Origin of the sequence: Bradyrhizobium sp. LTSPM299, from assembly GCF_000938235.1 — a bacterium.
Classification (GTDB): Bacteria; Pseudomonadota; Alphaproteobacteria; order Rhizobiales; family Xanthobacteraceae; genus Bradyrhizobium.
Genome location: NZ_JYMU01000039.1, coordinates 169,581 through 184,513, shown reverse-complemented (window position 1 = coordinate 184,513; position 14,933 = coordinate 169,581). Strand labels below are relative to the sequence as shown.

The window sequence follows — 14,933 nt, the reverse complement described above, 5'->3', positions numbered from 1 at the left end:
TTGTCGCCTCAAATCGTCCGACAATTCATCGCGTGCGACCCCATCCGCAGCTCATTGGTCAGCCGCTCAACTGCCGAACATCTCGTTGTATCGGCGCGATTCCAATCAGTCGGCTCACCCGTGGCGCTCAAATCGCCATAGCGCCTGCGGCACCGCCGCACGTTCCCCAAGCGCGCTTTCCTCCCTTGGAGGCTTTCGGACGCCGGCCGCCGAACTCGCGGCCACGTCATTCATGCGGCCGGCATCCGAAACCCTTCACACAACCGGACCTTCGCGATCAGGTCCGTTTCGACGGTTGGCCGCACACAAGCCTGTGCCCGTCGATTGTGGTTACGACGATCTCACGCATTCCGTAGTGAGAATCTTTGGGGGCGGAGCAGATCGCCCCTCGCGCTGCAAATTCTGCGTGCAAGCCGTCGACATCATCGACCTCCAGATAGCCAAACCAATTGTGAGAACCAAGCGCGCTCGGATGGATGTCGGCCGGGCACTGGCCAAGCATAATCCTCACGCCGTCCCTCTCGACCAATCGCCAATCCGTTGCATCCTCCCAACCGATACGGAAGCCAAGCACGTCGTGAAAATACTGAGAGCTTCGGTTGATGTCGGAACAGCGACCACGAAGGCCCACGGCGCCATCTTTGACTGCATGCTGGCTCCTCTTCGGGTCTATTGATCCACAATCCGGTATTCTGGGGGTACCTTTACACGCGATCAGGCGATGTCGTAGTTGGGAGCCGACGAGGGTTGATGTCGGTGCCATGTCTGGAGGGCCAATAGGTGACATTCAGCCAACTCGACGAGGAGTGTCCTTGATGTCGCCAATGGGATGGGAGGCGCTCGGGCAGTGGGGTGAAGACGTCGCTCGCATCGAGCCACTCGCCGGCGGGGTCGCCAACGACGTGTGGAGCGTGCGCGTCCAAGGGCACCTCGCGGTCGGTCGTCTCGGTGCGAGGAGCGACGCTGATCTCGGGTGGGAGACCGAGCTCCTCCAACACCTCGACCGTGAAGGTCTGACCGTGCCGGTGCCGATCCCGACGACAGACGGCCGGCTGTTCTCGGACGGTCTGGTGGTGATGACATATGTGGAGGGCGGACCGCCAGAGACGGAGGCCGACTGGCGTCGCGTGGCCGACATGCTCCGCCGGCTGCATCTGATAACGGCGGGGTGGCCGCAGCGTCCGGGTTGGCGATCGTCGACCGACCTCCTGCACGCCGAGACCGGGACGAGGATCGACCTCGGCGCCATGCCGCCTGAGGGCGTTGCTCGATGCCGCGCCGCGTGGGCGCGGCTCGTCGGGCGTCAGACCTGCGTCGTCCACGGCGACCCGAACCCGCGCAACATCCGCATGACCGCGGATCGGGTCGCGCTGATCGACTGGGACGAGTCGCATGTTGACGTCCCCGATCTCGACCTGGTGCTGCCCCACAACGCCGCCGGTCTCGATGGCGGCGCGCATGACATCGCCGCGCAAGCATCGGCCGCATGGGAAGCCGCCGTCTGCTGGGACGATGCGTACGCAATCAAGCGGCTTGCCCAAGTTCGAGCGGTCTGAGCAGCGGCAGCGGCTCGACGACCGAAATGGGTCAGACTCGGAAGTCGGGGAGACAGTGCACTTACAGTGGGCCGCTCGGCGCGTACGACAAGATAGCCCGACGGGCAACTCAGCAAAAACCCGTCAAGCCCTCGCGTGAAAAATATTCCGATTTCCAGAAGAGAAACTCAGTGATATAGATATGTCGTCCTACCCGATTGAGGGGCGAGCGCACGTCACGAACGCGCGGTGGGATGCGGTGGACGCCGTGCGTGTGACTGACGAGCACGCGTAAGGCGGACGGTGAAATCGTGTGGTCCCGACGCCCCAGTGGCAGGCAAAAGTTCGCGAGACGCTTAGGCATCTTGCGGACGACGGTGATAAACAAGCCCGGTCTTCGCCGGGGAGAGCACGTATAAGCCGTAACCCATCGCGCAGGGAAAGCCGGAGTGCCTCCGCTGGACCTGTATGCTCGTGTGCGGTTTTCTTTCTACCCTTGCACGCGAGACCGCGGGTGCAGCGTGCACCCGGCTTTCCCTGCGCCCTCTGTTCAAGAGAGGGCGGAACGAAATGCAAAGCTCAGACAAATCATGTCGCGAGAATGCGGATGTATGACTGACAAGCGGCGCAACAAATTCACTGTCATTGCCCGGCTTGACCGGGCGACCCAGTACGCCGCGGCCCATCGGCTCAAGCACAACCGTCTCTGGAATACTGGGGTCGCCCGGTCAAGCCGGGCGATGACACCGAAGATGTGGCTGGGAACGTCGTGACAGCGTCGCCATCCTCACGACCCGATCCGCACCACCATTTTCCCCAGCGCAGCACGCGTCTGCATCGTCCTGAACGCGGCGCGAAAATCCTCAAATGCGAACACGTGGCCGACGACAGGCACGAGCTTGCCGTCATTCAGCCAGGTCGACAATTGCGTCATCACGCGCGTCTGGGCCTCAGGCTCGCGGCGCGCGATCTGGGCGACATCGACACCGATCAGGAGGCCGCCCTTCAGCAGCGGCAGATTGAACGGCAGCGCGGGGATGGTGCCTGCGGCAAAGCCGACCACGAGATGCCGCCCGTTCCAGGCGATCGAGCGGAACGCCTGCAGCGAGACCTCGCCGCCGACCGGATCGAAGATCACGTCGGCGCCATGACCGCCGGTCGCGTCCTTCAGCGCGTCGCGCCAGTCAGCCCTGGTGTAGTCGACGACGGCGTCAGCACCGAAGCGCGCAGCGAAGTTGCGCTTCTCCTCGGTCGAGGCGGCGGCGATGACGCGCGCACCAAGCAGCTTGCCGATCTGGATCGCGGCGATACCGGTGCCGCCGGCCGCGCCGAGCACGAGCAACTGCTCGCCGGCGCGCAGCGTACCGCGTTCGCCGAGCGCATAGAGCGCGGTGAGATAGTTGGTGCGGAAGGCAGCAGCAGCCTCCATCGAGAGGCCATCAGGCATGATCTCGACGGCAGTGGCCGGCACCGCGATATATTCCGCCAGCGCGCCCGAGCGCGCGGCACCCATCACCCGCATGCCCGGCGTGAATCTGGTGACGTCATCGGCCACCGCGTCGACCACGCCGGCGAACTCCGCGCCCGGTGTGAAGGGCAGGGGATCCTTGGTCTGGTAGCGGCCCTCGACCTTCAATCCATCGACAAAGCCGATGCTCGCGGCCTGCACTCGGACGCGGACCTGGCCCGGTCCGGCCACCGGCATGCCGGTTTCCTGCAGCCCGATCTGATCGATGGGCGCATATTGCTCGACGACAACCGCCTTCATCCTGCGTTTCCCGTTGGTTCGTTTCCTCTAGAGCTATTTCCGTTCCGATGGAATCGGAACGGAGCTCTAGATTCTTGTTTTGACGCGTTTTCTTCACGCGAACCGGTACCCACTTCGCTCGAAAACGCTCCTGAGCAGACAGCTATCCCATGTCCGATGTTCTACGGGGAGGGCTTTTGCGCATGCCGCGGCGGTGGCCGTTGCGGAAAGCCAGCATCTTCAACGACATCGCGAAAAGGGACGTGTTTACCCGTTGTTATCCCTACCAAATTCGGTAACGCGTCCTTAATGGCATTAACGTTAGGGTTTTTCCGCGTGATCCGCCTTGGAGCGCGCGCCGTCCAGGACAGGCGGCTGTTGCGTACGCGTTGGAGTCTCCCATGGATATCATGACCGGCGCTGGGCTGTTGGCTGGCGTCATCGTCATCGCGGTGATGATGCTGTTGGGCGGCGACGTGCACATGTTCATTTCCGAACATGCCATGATCATCATCTTCGGTGGTTCGATCGCGGCCACCATGATCCGCTTCCCGCTCGGCGTTATGCTGCACGGCCTGCCGCTCGGCGCCAAATACGCCTTCACCATGAGCCGGCTGTCGGCCCGTGACCTGGTCGACGAGCTCGCCCGCATCGCCGAGATCGCCCGCAAGCAGGGCCCGGTCGGCCTCGAAAAGGTCGAGACCAACGAGGCCTTCCTCGCCAAGGGCATCCGCTATGTCGCCGACGGATACGACCTCGAATTCATCCGCGACAATCTGGAACGCGACCGCGACAATTTCCTGATGCACCTCGACGAGGGCAGCAAGATCTACCGCGCGATCGGCGACTGCGCGCCGGCGTTCGGCATGATCGGCACGCTGATCGGCATGGTGCAGATGTTCGCCAACATGACCGACCCCTCCAAGCTCGGCCCGTTCATGGCAACCGCGCTGCTCGCGACCCTGTACGGCGCGCTGGTCGCCAACCTGTTCTGTCTGCCGATCGCCGACAAGCTGCACGGCAAGCTGCTCGACGAGGAGACCAACCGCACGCTGATCATCGACGGCATCCTGATGATCCGCGATTCCAAGAGCCCGGCGCTGGTCCGCGAAATGCTGCTGGCCTATCTGCCGGAAAAACATCGCCACGAGGAGGGCGAGCCGGTCCCGGCCTAAGGGGTGGGGCGGCGCGTCCAGGAAGCTTGATCGATGGCGAAGAAAAAGCGCGGTGATGCACATGGCGGAGGTCACGGCTGGTTCGTGACGTTCGCGGACCTGATGGGTCTGATGATGAGCTTCTTCGTGATGCTCGTCGCCTTCTCCACCATGGACAACAACAAGTTGAAGATCGTCGCCGGCTCGATGCGCGACGCCTTCGGAGTGCAGACCAACGTCCGCTATTCCGGCATCATCGAGTCAGACGGCCTGCCGACGCGGCCGAAGCTGAAGAATGTCGACCACATCTCGCCGGAGGAATCCTCCGCCAATCCGACGCCGGACGAGCAGGAGCGCAGTCAGCTCAACGGCGCGCGGCTGAAGATCGACCGCGAATTCGCGCTGGCTTCCGCCTCGCTGCGGCAGGCACTGCAGGACATGCCGGAGCTGACCGAGATCTCCAAGAACATCATGTTCGAGGAGACCAATGAGGGGCTCAACCTCGAGATCGTCGACCAGGACGGCCGTTCGATGTTCGCCGACGGGTCCAAGCTGCCGTATGACCGCACCCGCCGGCTGATCCAGAAGCTCGCCGCGCCGCTGAAGGCGACGCCGTTGCGGGTTTCAATCATCGGACATACTGCCGCAGGCTTCGTGCCGGCGCGCAGCGATTACGACGCCTTCGACCTGTCCGCGGATCGCGCCAACGTTGTGCGGCAGATCCTGGAGCGGGAAGGGCTGCCGTCGGCCCATATCTTCGCGGTATCAGGCAAAGCCGATGGCCAGCCACTGTTTCCCGACGATCCGACGCTGCCGGCGAACCGCCGCGTCACCATCACCTTGATGCGGGAAAATCCGCCGCTGCCGCCGGATCTGAAGCCGTAGGTGCTGGTTATCATGCTACCGTCAAGCTAGCCCTGTTGCTCGATTGACAGACAGGGCGGAAGCGTCGATAGCCGCGCGGATCAAATCAACCGGTCAAGCGTTCCATCCTCGTCATGGCGGTCAGCGTCTCATCCACCGAAGCCCAGGAGGGGCAGGCCACCTCGGGCTTCTGGGCCCTGACGCTGGGCAGCATCGGGGTGGTGTTCGGCGATATCGGGACGTCGCCGCTCTATGCCTTCCGCGAGGCGGTTGGCGGCGCAGCGCACGGCCAGCCTGTTACCCGCATCATGGTACTCGGCGTGCTCAGCCTGATCCTGTGGGCGCTGTTCATCGTCGTCACCGCCAAATACGTGCTGCTGCTGCTGCGCGCCGACAACAATGGCGAGGGCGGCACGCTCTCGCTGATGGCGCTCGGCCAGCGCGCGATCGGCCGCCGGAGCTGGCCGCTGCTGGCGCTCGGCGTGGTCGGCGCGTCGATGTTCATCGGCGATTCCATGATTACGCCGGCGATCTCGGTGCTGTCGGCGGTCGAAGGCCTCAAGCTCGCCATGCCGCATCTCGAGCACTATGTTGTGCCGCTGACGATCCTGATCCTCGTCGCGCTGTTCTCGGTGCAGAGCAGCGGCACCGCCCGCGTCGCCTCCGCCTTCGGACCGGTCATGGTGGTGTGGTTCGCCGCGCTGGCGGTGATGGGCGTCATGCACATCATGGACGATCCGTCGGTACTGGCGGCGATCAATCCGTATTACGCGCTCCAGTTCCTGCTGACCCACGGCACCATCGGCCTGGTGACGCTGGGCGCGGTGTTCCTCGCGGTGACCGGTGGCGAGGCACTGTATGCGGATCTCGGGCATTTCGGCCGCAAGCCGATCCAGTCCGGCTGGCTGTTCTTCGTGCTGCCGTCGCTGCTTCTCAACTATTTCGGGCAGGGCGCGCTGGTGCTGACCGATCCGGCCGCGATCGAGAACTCGTTCTATCGCATGGTGCCGGAGGTGCTGCTGTTGCCGCTGGTGGTGCTCGCCACCGCTGCGACTGTGATCGCCAGTCAGGCGGTGATCACCGGCGCCTATTCGCTGATCCGCCAGGCGGTGCAACTCGGGCTGTTGCCGCGCTTCGAGGTCCGCTACACCTCGGAGACCCACGCCGGCCAGATCTATCTGCCACGGGTCAATCGCCTGCTGCTGATCGGCGTGCTGCTGTTGGTGCTGTTGTTCCGCACCTCGAGTGGTCTCGCCTCCGCCTATGGCATCGCCGTCTCCACGACCATGGTCGCCGACGGCATCATGGGCTTCATCGTGATCTGGAAGCTGTGGAATTGGCGTGTGGCGTCAGCGGCGGCGTTAATCCTGCCGTTCGTCGTCGTCGACATGACCTTCTTCAGCGCCAATCTGCTCAAGCTGTTCGAAGGCGCCTGGGTGCCGCTGCTGTTCGGCGCGATCGTGGCTGTCATGATCTGGACCTGGCGGCGCGGCGCCGCGATCCTGGTCGCGATGACCCGCCGCATCGAGGTCCCGCTGCGCGACCTGATCAAGAGCCTGGAGAAGCGGCCGCCGCACGTCGTCAAGGGCACCGCGGTGTTCCTCACCAGCGATCCGAACTTCGTGCCGACCGCGCTGCTTCACAACCTCAAGCACAACAAGGTGCTGCACGAGCACAATGTGATCCTGACCATCGAGACCGCGCCAACGCCGCGCGTCGATCTCTCCGAGCGCGTGCACATGGAGAAGATCAGCGACAAGTTCACGACTGTGCGGCTGCGCTTCGGCTTCATGGAATCGCCGAACGTGCCGAAGGCGCTGGCGGTGGCGCGCAAGCTCGGCTGGCAATTCGACATCATGGCGACCTCGTTCTTCGTGTCGCGCCGCTCGCTGAAACCGTCCGCGCAGTCGGGCATGCCGCAATGGCAGGACCACCTGTTCATCGCGATGAGCCGCTCCGCCAACGATGCGACCGACTATTTCCAGATCCCGACCGGCCGGGTCGTGGAGGTCGGTACTCAGGTAACTATTTGATTGGACGGCAGGATTCGAGAGTTGAACAACCGTGATCTATGCGTGATACGCATGCCGGAGGCCTGAATCCGTGCTAACCTATGCATTCACGCCGGGAGTATAGCCCTGCGACGCCGCGTTGTGCAGTGCGGCAGAGGATAGAGGCGCGCCTTCCCATGTCATCCGAGAGTGCGATCACCGCGGCGGAAACGCCCGCGGCCAATGGTCATGGCGAAGCGCATTCTACCGCAGGCTTCAAGGCTCTGATGATCGGCAGCATCGGTGTCGTCTATGGCGACATCGGCACCAGCCCGCTTTACGCGCTGCGCGAAGCCGTCGTCGCGGCCAGCGGCTCCGAAGCAGAGCCGATGGCGCATGCGGTGCTCGGCGTCCTCTCGCTGATCCTGTGGGCGCTGATCATCGTCGTCACGCTGAAATATGTCGTGGTCCTGCTTCGTGCCGACAATCACGGCGAGGGCGGGACGCTGGCGCTGATGGCGCTGGCGCAGCGCGCGGTCACCAAGGGGGCCGGGGCGATCGTGCTGCTCGGCATCATCAGCGGCGCGTTGTTCTATGGCGATGCCGTCATCACACCGGCGCTGTCGGTGCTGTCGGCGGTCGAAGGCATCAAGCTCGTGACCTCGACCTTCGATCCCTACGTCGTCCCGCTCACGGTGATCATCCTGGTCATCCTGTTCTCGGTGCAGTCGCGCGGCACCGCCCGCGTCGCGGCCTTCTTCGGACCCGTGATGTGCGTGTGGTTCGCGATCATCGCAATTGCGGCGCTGCCGCAGATCGCGCGGCATCCCGAGGTACTTTACGCGCTCAACCCGATCCACGCAGTATCGTTCATGCTGCATCACGGCGTGATCGGCTTCGTCACCCTCGGTGCGGTCTTCCTTGCCGTGACTGGCGCGGAGGCGCTCTATGCCGACCTCGGCCATTTCGGCAAGCGTCCGATCCAGACCGCGTGGCTGTTCATCGTGCTGCCCTCGCTGACGCTCAATTACATGGGGCAGGCGGCGCTCTTGCTTGCCGATCCCAAGGCGATCGAGAATCCGTTCTTCCTGATGTTCCCGGACTGGGCGCTGATCCCGATGGTCGCGCTTGCGACGCTCGCGACCGTGATCGCGAGCCAGGCCGTCATCACCGGCGCCTATTCGCTGACGCGGCAGGCGATCCAGCTCGGGCTGTTGCCGCGCTTTGAAATCCGCCACACCTCGGAAGCGCATTCCGGGCAGATCTACATGCCCCGCATCAACCGGCTGCTGCTCATCGCGGTGATCCTGTTGGTGCTGATGTTCCGCTCCTCCAGCGCGCTCGCTTCGGCCTACGGCATCTCGGTGACCGGCACCATGGTGGTGACGGCGATGATGGGGTTCGTCGTGATCTGGCGGGTCTGGAAATGGTCGCCGTTCGCAGCCGCGGCCCTGATTGCCCCGTTCCTGTTCCTCGATCTGACCTTCCTCGCCGCGAACCTGCTCAAGGTCTGGGAGGGGGGCTGGGTGCCGCTCGCGCTCGGCGCTGCCATGATCGTCGTGATGTACACCTGGCGCCATGGCAGCCGGCTGTTGTTCGAGAAGTCGCGCAAGCTGGAATTCCCGCTGGCGGATCTCGTCGCGATGCTTGAGAAGCGGCCGCCGCAGCGGGTCTCCGGCACCGCGGTGTTCCTGACCAGCGATCCCGTCAGCGCGCCGACCGCGCTGATGCACAGCCTGAAGCACTACAAGGTGCTACATCAGAAGAACATCATCCTCACCATCGAGACCGCGCCAACGCCGCGCATCGACCCGTCCGAGCGCGTGCGGATGGAGCAGCTGAGCGAGACGTTCTCCAAGGTGACCCTGAAATTCGGCTTCATGGAATCGCCGAACGTGCCGAAGACGCTGGCGATCGCCCGCAAGCTCGGCTGGCAGTTCGACATCATGTCGACCTCGTTCTTCCTGTCGCGTCGCGCGCTGAAGCCGGCGGCGCATTCCGGCATGCCGAGCTGGCAGGACCACCTGTTCATTGCACTCAGCCGCGCGTCCAACGACGCCACCGACTATTTCCAGATTCCGACCGGCCGGGTCGTCGAGGTCGGCACGCAGGTCACGATCTAGTTTGAGCTACTCGGGGGACCGCACGCCGAGATGAGTCCTGTCTACCGTCGAGCCACGCGCGGTGATGCAATTCGCCTCTTCGAGATTCGGCGGACATCGATCCTCGAACTCGCCTCGAAGGGAATTCCGGCCGACGAAGCCGCGGCGTGGGCGATGAAGCTCACGCCCGCAGGCATGGAGCAAAAGCTTCGCGAACTGAAGATCTGGGTTGCTGAATCAGATGGCATCGCAGCCGGGTGGGGCGCCATTCGCGGTGGCTATCTGGAAGGGCTGTATATGGCCCCCGAATTTGCCGGCCGAGGCATCGGCGGCGGCTTGCTTGCCATGCTCGAAAGCCTGATGCGGTCGCGTGGTGTCCGGGAGATCCGCGCCGAAGCCAGTTCGAATGCGCTGGATTTCTACCTTCAACGGGGTTATCGGGCCACAGCGCCTCAAACGCCTGATGGCGCCTGGCCGATTGCAAAGCAGCTTCAATAGCCACGCCGGGGAGGCTCGAGCTAAGGCTCTTGTGGAAGCTTTGGACGGTGCTTTAAGTCGCTTGTGGCGCTTGATTTTCTCCGCGCGAGAGGCGACTTTGCGGCCCGGGCTGGCGGGGCGTGAAGTTGGCCAATCTGATATGTCGGGAGGATTTTTCCGTGGCGGACCACAATGTGGAAGATTTGTTTCCGGACGAGGTGTCGAAGGGAATAGCTGATGGACTTTATCTCCTGGTCGACGTCCGCGAGCCGAATGAGGTTGCCGTCGAGGCCTATCCCGATGGCGTCGTGGTTCCGCTGTCGACCTTCGATCCGTCGGCGATTCCCGATCCGAAAGGCAAGCAGGTTGTGTTCGCCTGCCGCTCCGGCAAGCGCTCGGTGACGGCCTCGCTGGCGGCGCAGGCCGCGGGCCTGCCGTATGACAAGCATCTGGCCGGCGGCATCATCGGCTGGAAGGCGGCGGGATTGCCGACCAAGACGGGCGGCTGATCTCCGACATGACCTCCATGAACAAGGTCTTCGCGGACCTTCCCGTCACGATCTTCGAGGCGATGTCGCAGGCCGCGCGCGACAACAACGCCATCAATCTCGGCCAGGGCTTTCCCGACGATCCCGGACCGGAGGACATCCGCCGCGCCGCCGCGGACGCCTCGCTGAACGGCTACAACCAGTACCCGTCGATGATGGGCATTCCGGAGCTCCGGCAGGCGATCGCGTCGCACTATGGCCGCTGGCACGGGCTCACCCTCGATCCGATGACCGAGGTGATGGTGACGTCAGGCGGCACCGAGGCGTTGACCTCGGCAATCCTCGCCGTCGTCGAGCCCGGCGATGAAGTGATCGTGTTCCAGCCGGTCTATGATTCCTATCTGCCGATCATCCGGCAGGCGGGCGGCATTCCGCGGCTGCTGCGTCTTGAGCCGCCGCACTGGCGGCTTAACGAGGAGATGCTGCGGAGCGCCTTCAATCACAAGACCAAGGCGGTGCTGTTCAACAACCCGCTCAACCCGGCGGCGGTGGTCTATCCGCGCGAGGACCTCGAATTGCTGGCGCGGTTCTGCCAGGAGTTCGACAGCGTCGCGATCTGCGACGAGGTCTGGGAGCACGTGGTGTTCGACGGCCGCGAGCACATCCCGCTGATCACGATCCCGGGCATGCGCGATCGCACGATCAAGATTGGCAGCGCCGGCAAGATCTTCTCGCTGACCGGATGGAAGGTTGGCTTCGTCTGTGCCGCGCCGCCGCTGTTGCGCGTGGCCGCCAAGGTTCACCAGTTTCTCACCTTCACGACGGCGCCCAATCTGCAGGCCGCCGTCGCTTACGGCCTCAACAAGCCGGACGACTATTTCCTCGATATGCGCAAGGATATGGCGCGGAGCCGCGACCGTCTTACCAAGGGGCTGGAAAGCATCGGCTTCCCGGTCCTGAAGTCGCAGGGGACCTACTTCCTCACCGTGGACCTGTCGCCGCTCGGGCTCAACGAGACCGATGCGGAGTTCTGCTGGCGTATCGTCCAGGACTACAAGGTTGCGGCGATTCCGGTGTCCGCGTTCTACGAGCAGGACGCGGTAACGTCGGTTGTGCGGTTTTGTTTTTCCAAGAAGGACGCAACGCTCGACACTGCGCTGGAGCGTCTGTCGGACGCGGTCCACCGCCGCAAGAGGTAAGCCGGGATGAGAGAGCAGAGCCGGTACGTTAGCCTGATCGGCGTCGTCGCCGCGGCTCTGCTGTTCTCTGTCTCCGCCGGTGCGGAGCAGCGCACGGTCAATTTCTACAATTGGTCGAACTATATGGCGCCGGGCGTGCTGGAGGACTTCACCAAGGAGACCGGCATCAAGGTCGTCTACGACACTTTCGACGCCAACGAGACGCTGGAGACGCGGCTGCTTGCCGGCAAGTCGGGCTACGACGTCGTGGTGCCGACCGGCTATTTCCTGCAGCGCCAGATCACCGCCAAGGTGTTTTTGAGCTTCGACAAGTCGAAGCTGCCGAACCTCGCCAATGCCTGGCCGGTGGTGACGAAGCAGCTAGCGACCTACGATCCCGGCAACAACTACGGCGCTAACTACATGTGGGGCACCACCGGCATCGGCTACAACGTCAAGATGATCAAGCAGATCCTCGGCCCCGATGCGAAGATCGACAGCTGGGACATGGTGTTCAAGCCGGAGAACTTCGCCAAGTTCAAGGATTGCGGCATCCATATGCTTGATTCCGCCGACGATATCCTGCCGGCGGCGCTGAGCTATCTCGGTCTCGATCCGAATTCGACCAAGCAGACCGACCTGGAGAAGGCCGCCGATCTCGTTATCAAGATTCGGCCCTATGTCCGAAAATTCCACTCGTCCGAATATCTCAGCGCGCTGGCTTCGGGCGACATCTGCTTCGTGGTCGGTTGGTCGGGCGACATCATGCAGGCGCGCAGCCGCGCGGCGGAGGCCAAGACCGGAGTCGAGATCGGCTACACGATCCCGAAGGAGGGCGCGCAGATGTTCTTCGACAATCTCGCGATCCCTGCCGATGCGAAGAACGTCACTGAAGCCTATGAGCTGATCAACTACCTCTATCGTCCCGAGGTCGCCGCGAAGAACTCAAACTTCCTGTCCTACGCCAACGGCAATCTGGCAAGCCAGAAGCTGATTGACCCTGTTATCATCAACGACAAGAACATCTATCCGGACGAGGCGATGCAGCAGAAGCTGTTCGTGATCATGGCGCGGGATCCCGCCACGCAGCGGATCATCAATCGCCTGTGGACGCGGGTGAAGACGGGGAAGTGATGCGAAGCGTTAGCGCCAGCGCCGGTGCAGCCAGAGCCACTGATCCGGATATTCGCGGACCCAGCTCTCGACGACATCGGTGACCGCCTGCATCGTGCCCTGAACGTCGATCTGGCCGGATGCATCGAACACCGGTTTCACTTCCTCCGACACTTCACCGCGGAAGCGGCCGTCGGGCAGGCGGATGATCCGCGTGCCGTGGATCGGGCAGTCGACCTGCCGGCGCAGTCGCGCCAGCAGCGGGTTGGCGGTGGTCTTGCGGCCAAAGAAGGTGACCGGAACGCCGTTGGTCAGGTACTGGTCGACCAGCATTGCGACGTGCTGGCCGTTCAGCAGGGCCTGCCCCAGCTTGAACGGCGCGTCGCGGCCGGCCGGCACCAGCGTGCCCATCTTGACCTGCCGGATACGCTCGATGGCGCGGTCGGCGGATTCGATGTTCGGTCGCCGGAACAGGATCGCGGCATCGAGCCCGTGGGCGACCGCGGCAAGTGCGGGAAGCTCCCAGTTACCGAGATGCGCCGCAAAGAACAGCGCCGGCTTGCCGTCGTCACGGAGCCGGTCGAACAGCTCCTTGCTCCGCGGCGAGAATTCGACGCGGCTGGGCTTCTCGGGATGAGCGATGTCGTAGTCCCAGATGTGATCGAGATGCGCGAACTCGGCACCGAGGCGCCCGAGATTGTGCCAGACGCCCGTGAGGATTTGCTCGATCTCCTCCGGCGACTTTTCCGGGAAGGCAGCCTTGAGGTTCTCGCGGCCGATGCGATCCTCGCGCAGCCAGCGGCCGATGAAATGCGTAGCGCGGCCGAAGAACCTCGCCGTCTTGTCCGGATCGAAATAGCGCGCGGTCCGCAACAGGCCGACCGTCAAGGCGCCGACCGCAGCCTCGGTTGCTGGCTTGGTGGCGTCGCGCAGGCGCGCTTTGGTGCGAAGGAGCAGACGTTTCATTGTGCGAAGCGAGAGCCAGCCTAGGCCGGCTCTCGCGTCAGGATCAGCGAGGCATTTTGCCCACCGAACCCGAACGAGTTCGACATCACGGCGGTGACGCGCGCGTCGCGCGCCTTGTTGCCGACCACATCGAACGGAATTGCGGGATCCGGCACCTCGTAATTGATGGTCGGCGGAATCCGCTGATGCTCGAGCGTGAGCAGCGAGTAGATCGCTTCGACGGCGCCGGCCGCCGAGATGGTGTGGCCGACCGCCGACTTGTTCGACGACACTGGGATATTCGGCGTATGGTCGCCGAACACGGCCGAGGTCGCAAGATATTCCATCTTGTCGTTTTCCGGGGTCGAGGTGCCGTGCGCGTTGATGTGGTCGATCTGGCCCGGCTCCATGCCCGCGTCGGCAAGCGTCTTGCGCACGCAGCCGATCGCTGGCTTGCCGTCGGGGCTCGAACGGGTGCGGTGGAAGGAGTCGGTGAGCTCGCCGCAGCCGGCGACGACGCCGAGGATGCGCGCGCCGCGGGCCATCGCCGCGTCGTAGCTCTCCAGCACCAGCGCGCCGGCGCCTTCGGCCATCACGAAACCATCGCGGTTCTTCGAGAACGGCTTCGAGGCGCCCTGCGGCGGATCGTTCTGGGTGGAGAGGGCCGACAGCAGCGAGAAGCGCACCATGGCTTCGGGATTGACCGAGCCATCGGTCGCGATGCACAGCGCCGCATCGGCTTCGCCGCGGCGGATCGCCTCGACGCCGAGCTGGATGGCGGTGGCGCCGGACGCGCAAGCCGTCGACAGCGAAATCGGCGATCCCTTGGTGCCGAAGGTGTCGGCGAGGTGGAGTGCGACCGAGCCGAACGTGAAGCGGCGGTGATAATGGGTGAACTGGCCGTTACCACAGGCCGCCAGATAGTCGATGATTCCGAAGTCTCGCTTCTCGACGGAGCGCGCGACCTCCAGCCGTTGCGGCCATTCGGTCTCGACCGGAGCGACCGCGAGAAACAGCGGCCCCGGAAAGTCGCCCTTGCTGCCGACGCCGGATTGCTCGAGCGCTTCCTCGGTGGCGATCACCGCGAGGCGCTCGGACAGGCTGGTCGAAGAGAAGGGCTCGACGGTGACGAAGTCGACCGCACCGGCCATCGTCGTCTTCATGCCGTCGATCGGGAAACGCGTCACCGTCTTGATGCCGGATTCGCCCGCGGTCAGCCGGTTCCAGTTATCGGTCTTGCCGGCGCCGAGCGAGGTCACGATCCCCATGCCGGTCACGACAACGATCGGCCGGCCGAATTTATCGCGTGGTGCTGTCATGGTTTCCCCGTCGATGCTGC

Annotated in this window: 13 protein-coding genes; 9 read left to right on the top strand and 4 right to left on the bottom strand. The window is 63.8% G+C overall.

The window, feature by feature from the left end:
- Nucleotides 1-277: 277 nt before the first annotated feature.
- On the bottom strand, nt 278-763 hold the full coding sequence (locus UP10_RS46705) for a VOC family protein (RefSeq protein ID WP_502692224.1): 486 nt from the start codon (nt 761-763) through the stop codon (nt 278-280).
- A 61-nt stretch (nt 764-824) separates the two neighbouring features.
- Between UP10_RS46705 and UP10_RS20890 the strand changes: the two genes are divergently transcribed.
- Nucleotides 825-1,556, top strand: a complete 732-nt coding sequence (locus UP10_RS20890) for a phosphotransferase (protein WP_044589149.1) — start codon at nt 825-827, stop codon at nt 1,554-1,556.
- Nucleotides 1,557-2,322: 766 nt separating this feature from the next.
- Here the strand turns inward: UP10_RS20890 and UP10_RS20885 are convergent.
- Nucleotides 2,323-3,303, bottom strand: a complete 981-nt coding sequence (locus tag UP10_RS20885) for an NADPH:quinone oxidoreductase family protein (RefSeq protein WP_044589148.1) — start codon at nt 3,301-3,303, stop codon at nt 2,323-2,325.
- A 380-nt stretch (nt 3,304-3,683) separates the two neighbouring features.
- Between UP10_RS20885 and UP10_RS20880 the strand changes: the two genes are divergently transcribed.
- From UP10_RS20880 to UP10_RS20845, 8 genes are all read left to right on the top strand, one after another.
- Nucleotides 3,684-4,457 carry a motility protein A gene (locus UP10_RS20880; RefSeq protein ID WP_044589147.1) on the top strand — a complete coding sequence of 258 codons (774 nt, stop codon included), beginning with the start codon at nt 3,684-3,686 and terminating at the stop codon, nt 4,455-4,457.
- 33 nt (nt 4,458-4,490) lie between these two features.
- Nucleotides 4,491-5,321, top strand: coding sequence for an OmpA/MotB family protein (locus tag UP10_RS20875; protein WP_044589146.1), 831 nt, complete (start codon nt 4,491-4,493; stop codon nt 5,319-5,321).
- 113 nt (nt 5,322-5,434) lie between these two features.
- Entirely contained in the window at nt 5,435-7,333 is a 1,899-nt protein-coding gene (locus UP10_RS20870) for a potassium transporter Kup (RefSeq protein WP_044589145.1), read from the top strand.
- A 155-nt stretch (nt 7,334-7,488) separates the two neighbouring features.
- On the top strand, nt 7,489-9,414 hold the full coding sequence (locus tag UP10_RS20865; RefSeq protein WP_044536693.1) for a potassium transporter Kup: 1,926 nt from the start codon (nt 7,489-7,491) through the stop codon (nt 9,412-9,414).
- A gap of 30 nt (nt 9,415-9,444) precedes the next feature.
- Nucleotides 9,445-9,891, top strand: a complete 447-nt coding sequence (locus UP10_RS20860) for a GNAT family N-acetyltransferase (RefSeq protein ID WP_044589144.1) — start codon at nt 9,445-9,447, stop codon at nt 9,889-9,891.
- A 158-nt stretch (nt 9,892-10,049) separates the two neighbouring features.
- The gene (locus UP10_RS20855) at nt 10,050-10,379 is read left to right on the top strand and encodes a rhodanese-like domain-containing protein (protein ID WP_044589143.1); all 330 of its coding nucleotides are present in this window, start codon (nt 10,050-10,052) and stop codon (nt 10,377-10,379) included.
- Between the two features lie 8 nt (nt 10,380-10,387).
- A complete protein-coding gene (locus tag UP10_RS20850) occupies nt 10,388-11,557 on the top strand; it encodes an aminotransferase (RefSeq protein ID WP_044589142.1) in 1,170 nt (389 codons plus the stop codon).
- A 6-nt stretch (nt 11,558-11,563) separates the two neighbouring features.
- Entirely contained in the window at nt 11,564-12,670 is a 1,107-nt protein-coding gene (locus tag UP10_RS20845) for a polyamine ABC transporter substrate-binding protein (RefSeq protein ID WP_044589141.1), read from the top strand.
- Nucleotides 12,671-12,679: 9 nt separating this feature from the next.
- Here UP10_RS20845 and UP10_RS20840 read toward each other — a convergent pair whose 3' ends face one another.
- Complete coding sequence (locus UP10_RS20840; RefSeq protein WP_044589140.1) at nt 12,680-13,615, bottom strand: lipid A biosynthesis lauroyl acyltransferase; 936 nt, start codon at nt 13,613-13,615, stop codon at nt 12,680-12,682.
- Between the two features lie 20 nt (nt 13,616-13,635).
- Nucleotides 13,636-14,913, bottom strand: coding sequence for a beta-ketoacyl-ACP synthase (locus tag UP10_RS20835; RefSeq protein WP_044589139.1), 1,278 nt, complete (start codon nt 14,911-14,913; stop codon nt 13,636-13,638).
- Nucleotides 14,914-14,933: the final 20 nt, after the last annotated feature.

What these genes read in the sequence shown, in the direction of transcription:
- UP10_RS20885 (WP_044589148.1), bottom strand. Translation starts at nt 3,303, where the DNA reads ATGAAGGCGGTTGTCGTCGAGCAATATGCGCCCATCGATCAGATCGGG.
- UP10_RS20890 (WP_044589149.1), top strand. Translation starts at nt 825, where the DNA reads ATGGGATGGGAGGCGCTCGGGCAGTGGGGTGAAGACGTCGCTCGCATC.
- UP10_RS20880 (WP_044589147.1), top strand. Translation starts at nt 3,684, where the DNA reads ATGGATATCATGACCGGCGCTGGGCTGTTGGCTGGCGTCATCGTCATC.
- UP10_RS20840 (WP_044589140.1), bottom strand. Translation starts at nt 13,615, where the DNA reads ATGAAACGTCTGCTCCTTCGCACCAAAGCGCGCCTGCGCGACGCCACC.
- UP10_RS20870 (WP_044589145.1), top strand. Translation starts at nt 5,435, where the DNA reads ATGGCGGTCAGCGTCTCATCCACCGAAGCCCAGGAGGGGCAGGCCACC.
- UP10_RS20865 (WP_044536693.1), top strand. Translation starts at nt 7,489, where the DNA reads ATGTCATCCGAGAGTGCGATCACCGCGGCGGAAACGCCCGCGGCCAAT.
- UP10_RS20875 (WP_044589146.1), top strand. Translation starts at nt 4,491, where the DNA reads ATGGCGAAGAAAAAGCGCGGTGATGCACATGGCGGAGGTCACGGCTGG.
- UP10_RS20850 (WP_044589142.1), top strand. Translation starts at nt 10,388, where the DNA reads ATGACCTCCATGAACAAGGTCTTCGCGGACCTTCCCGTCACGATCTTC.
- UP10_RS20835 (WP_044589139.1), bottom strand. Translation starts at nt 14,913, where the DNA reads ATGACAGCACCACGCGATAAATTCGGCCGGCCGATCGTTGTCGTGACC.
- UP10_RS20860 (WP_044589144.1), top strand. Translation starts at nt 9,445, where the DNA reads ATGAGTCCTGTCTACCGTCGAGCCACGCGCGGTGATGCAATTCGCCTC.
- UP10_RS20845 (WP_044589141.1), top strand. Translation starts at nt 11,564, where the DNA reads ATGAGAGAGCAGAGCCGGTACGTTAGCCTGATCGGCGTCGTCGCCGCG.
- UP10_RS46705 (WP_502692224.1), bottom strand. Translation starts at nt 763, where the DNA reads ATGGCACCGACATCAACCCTCGTCGGCTCCCAACTACGACATCGCCTG.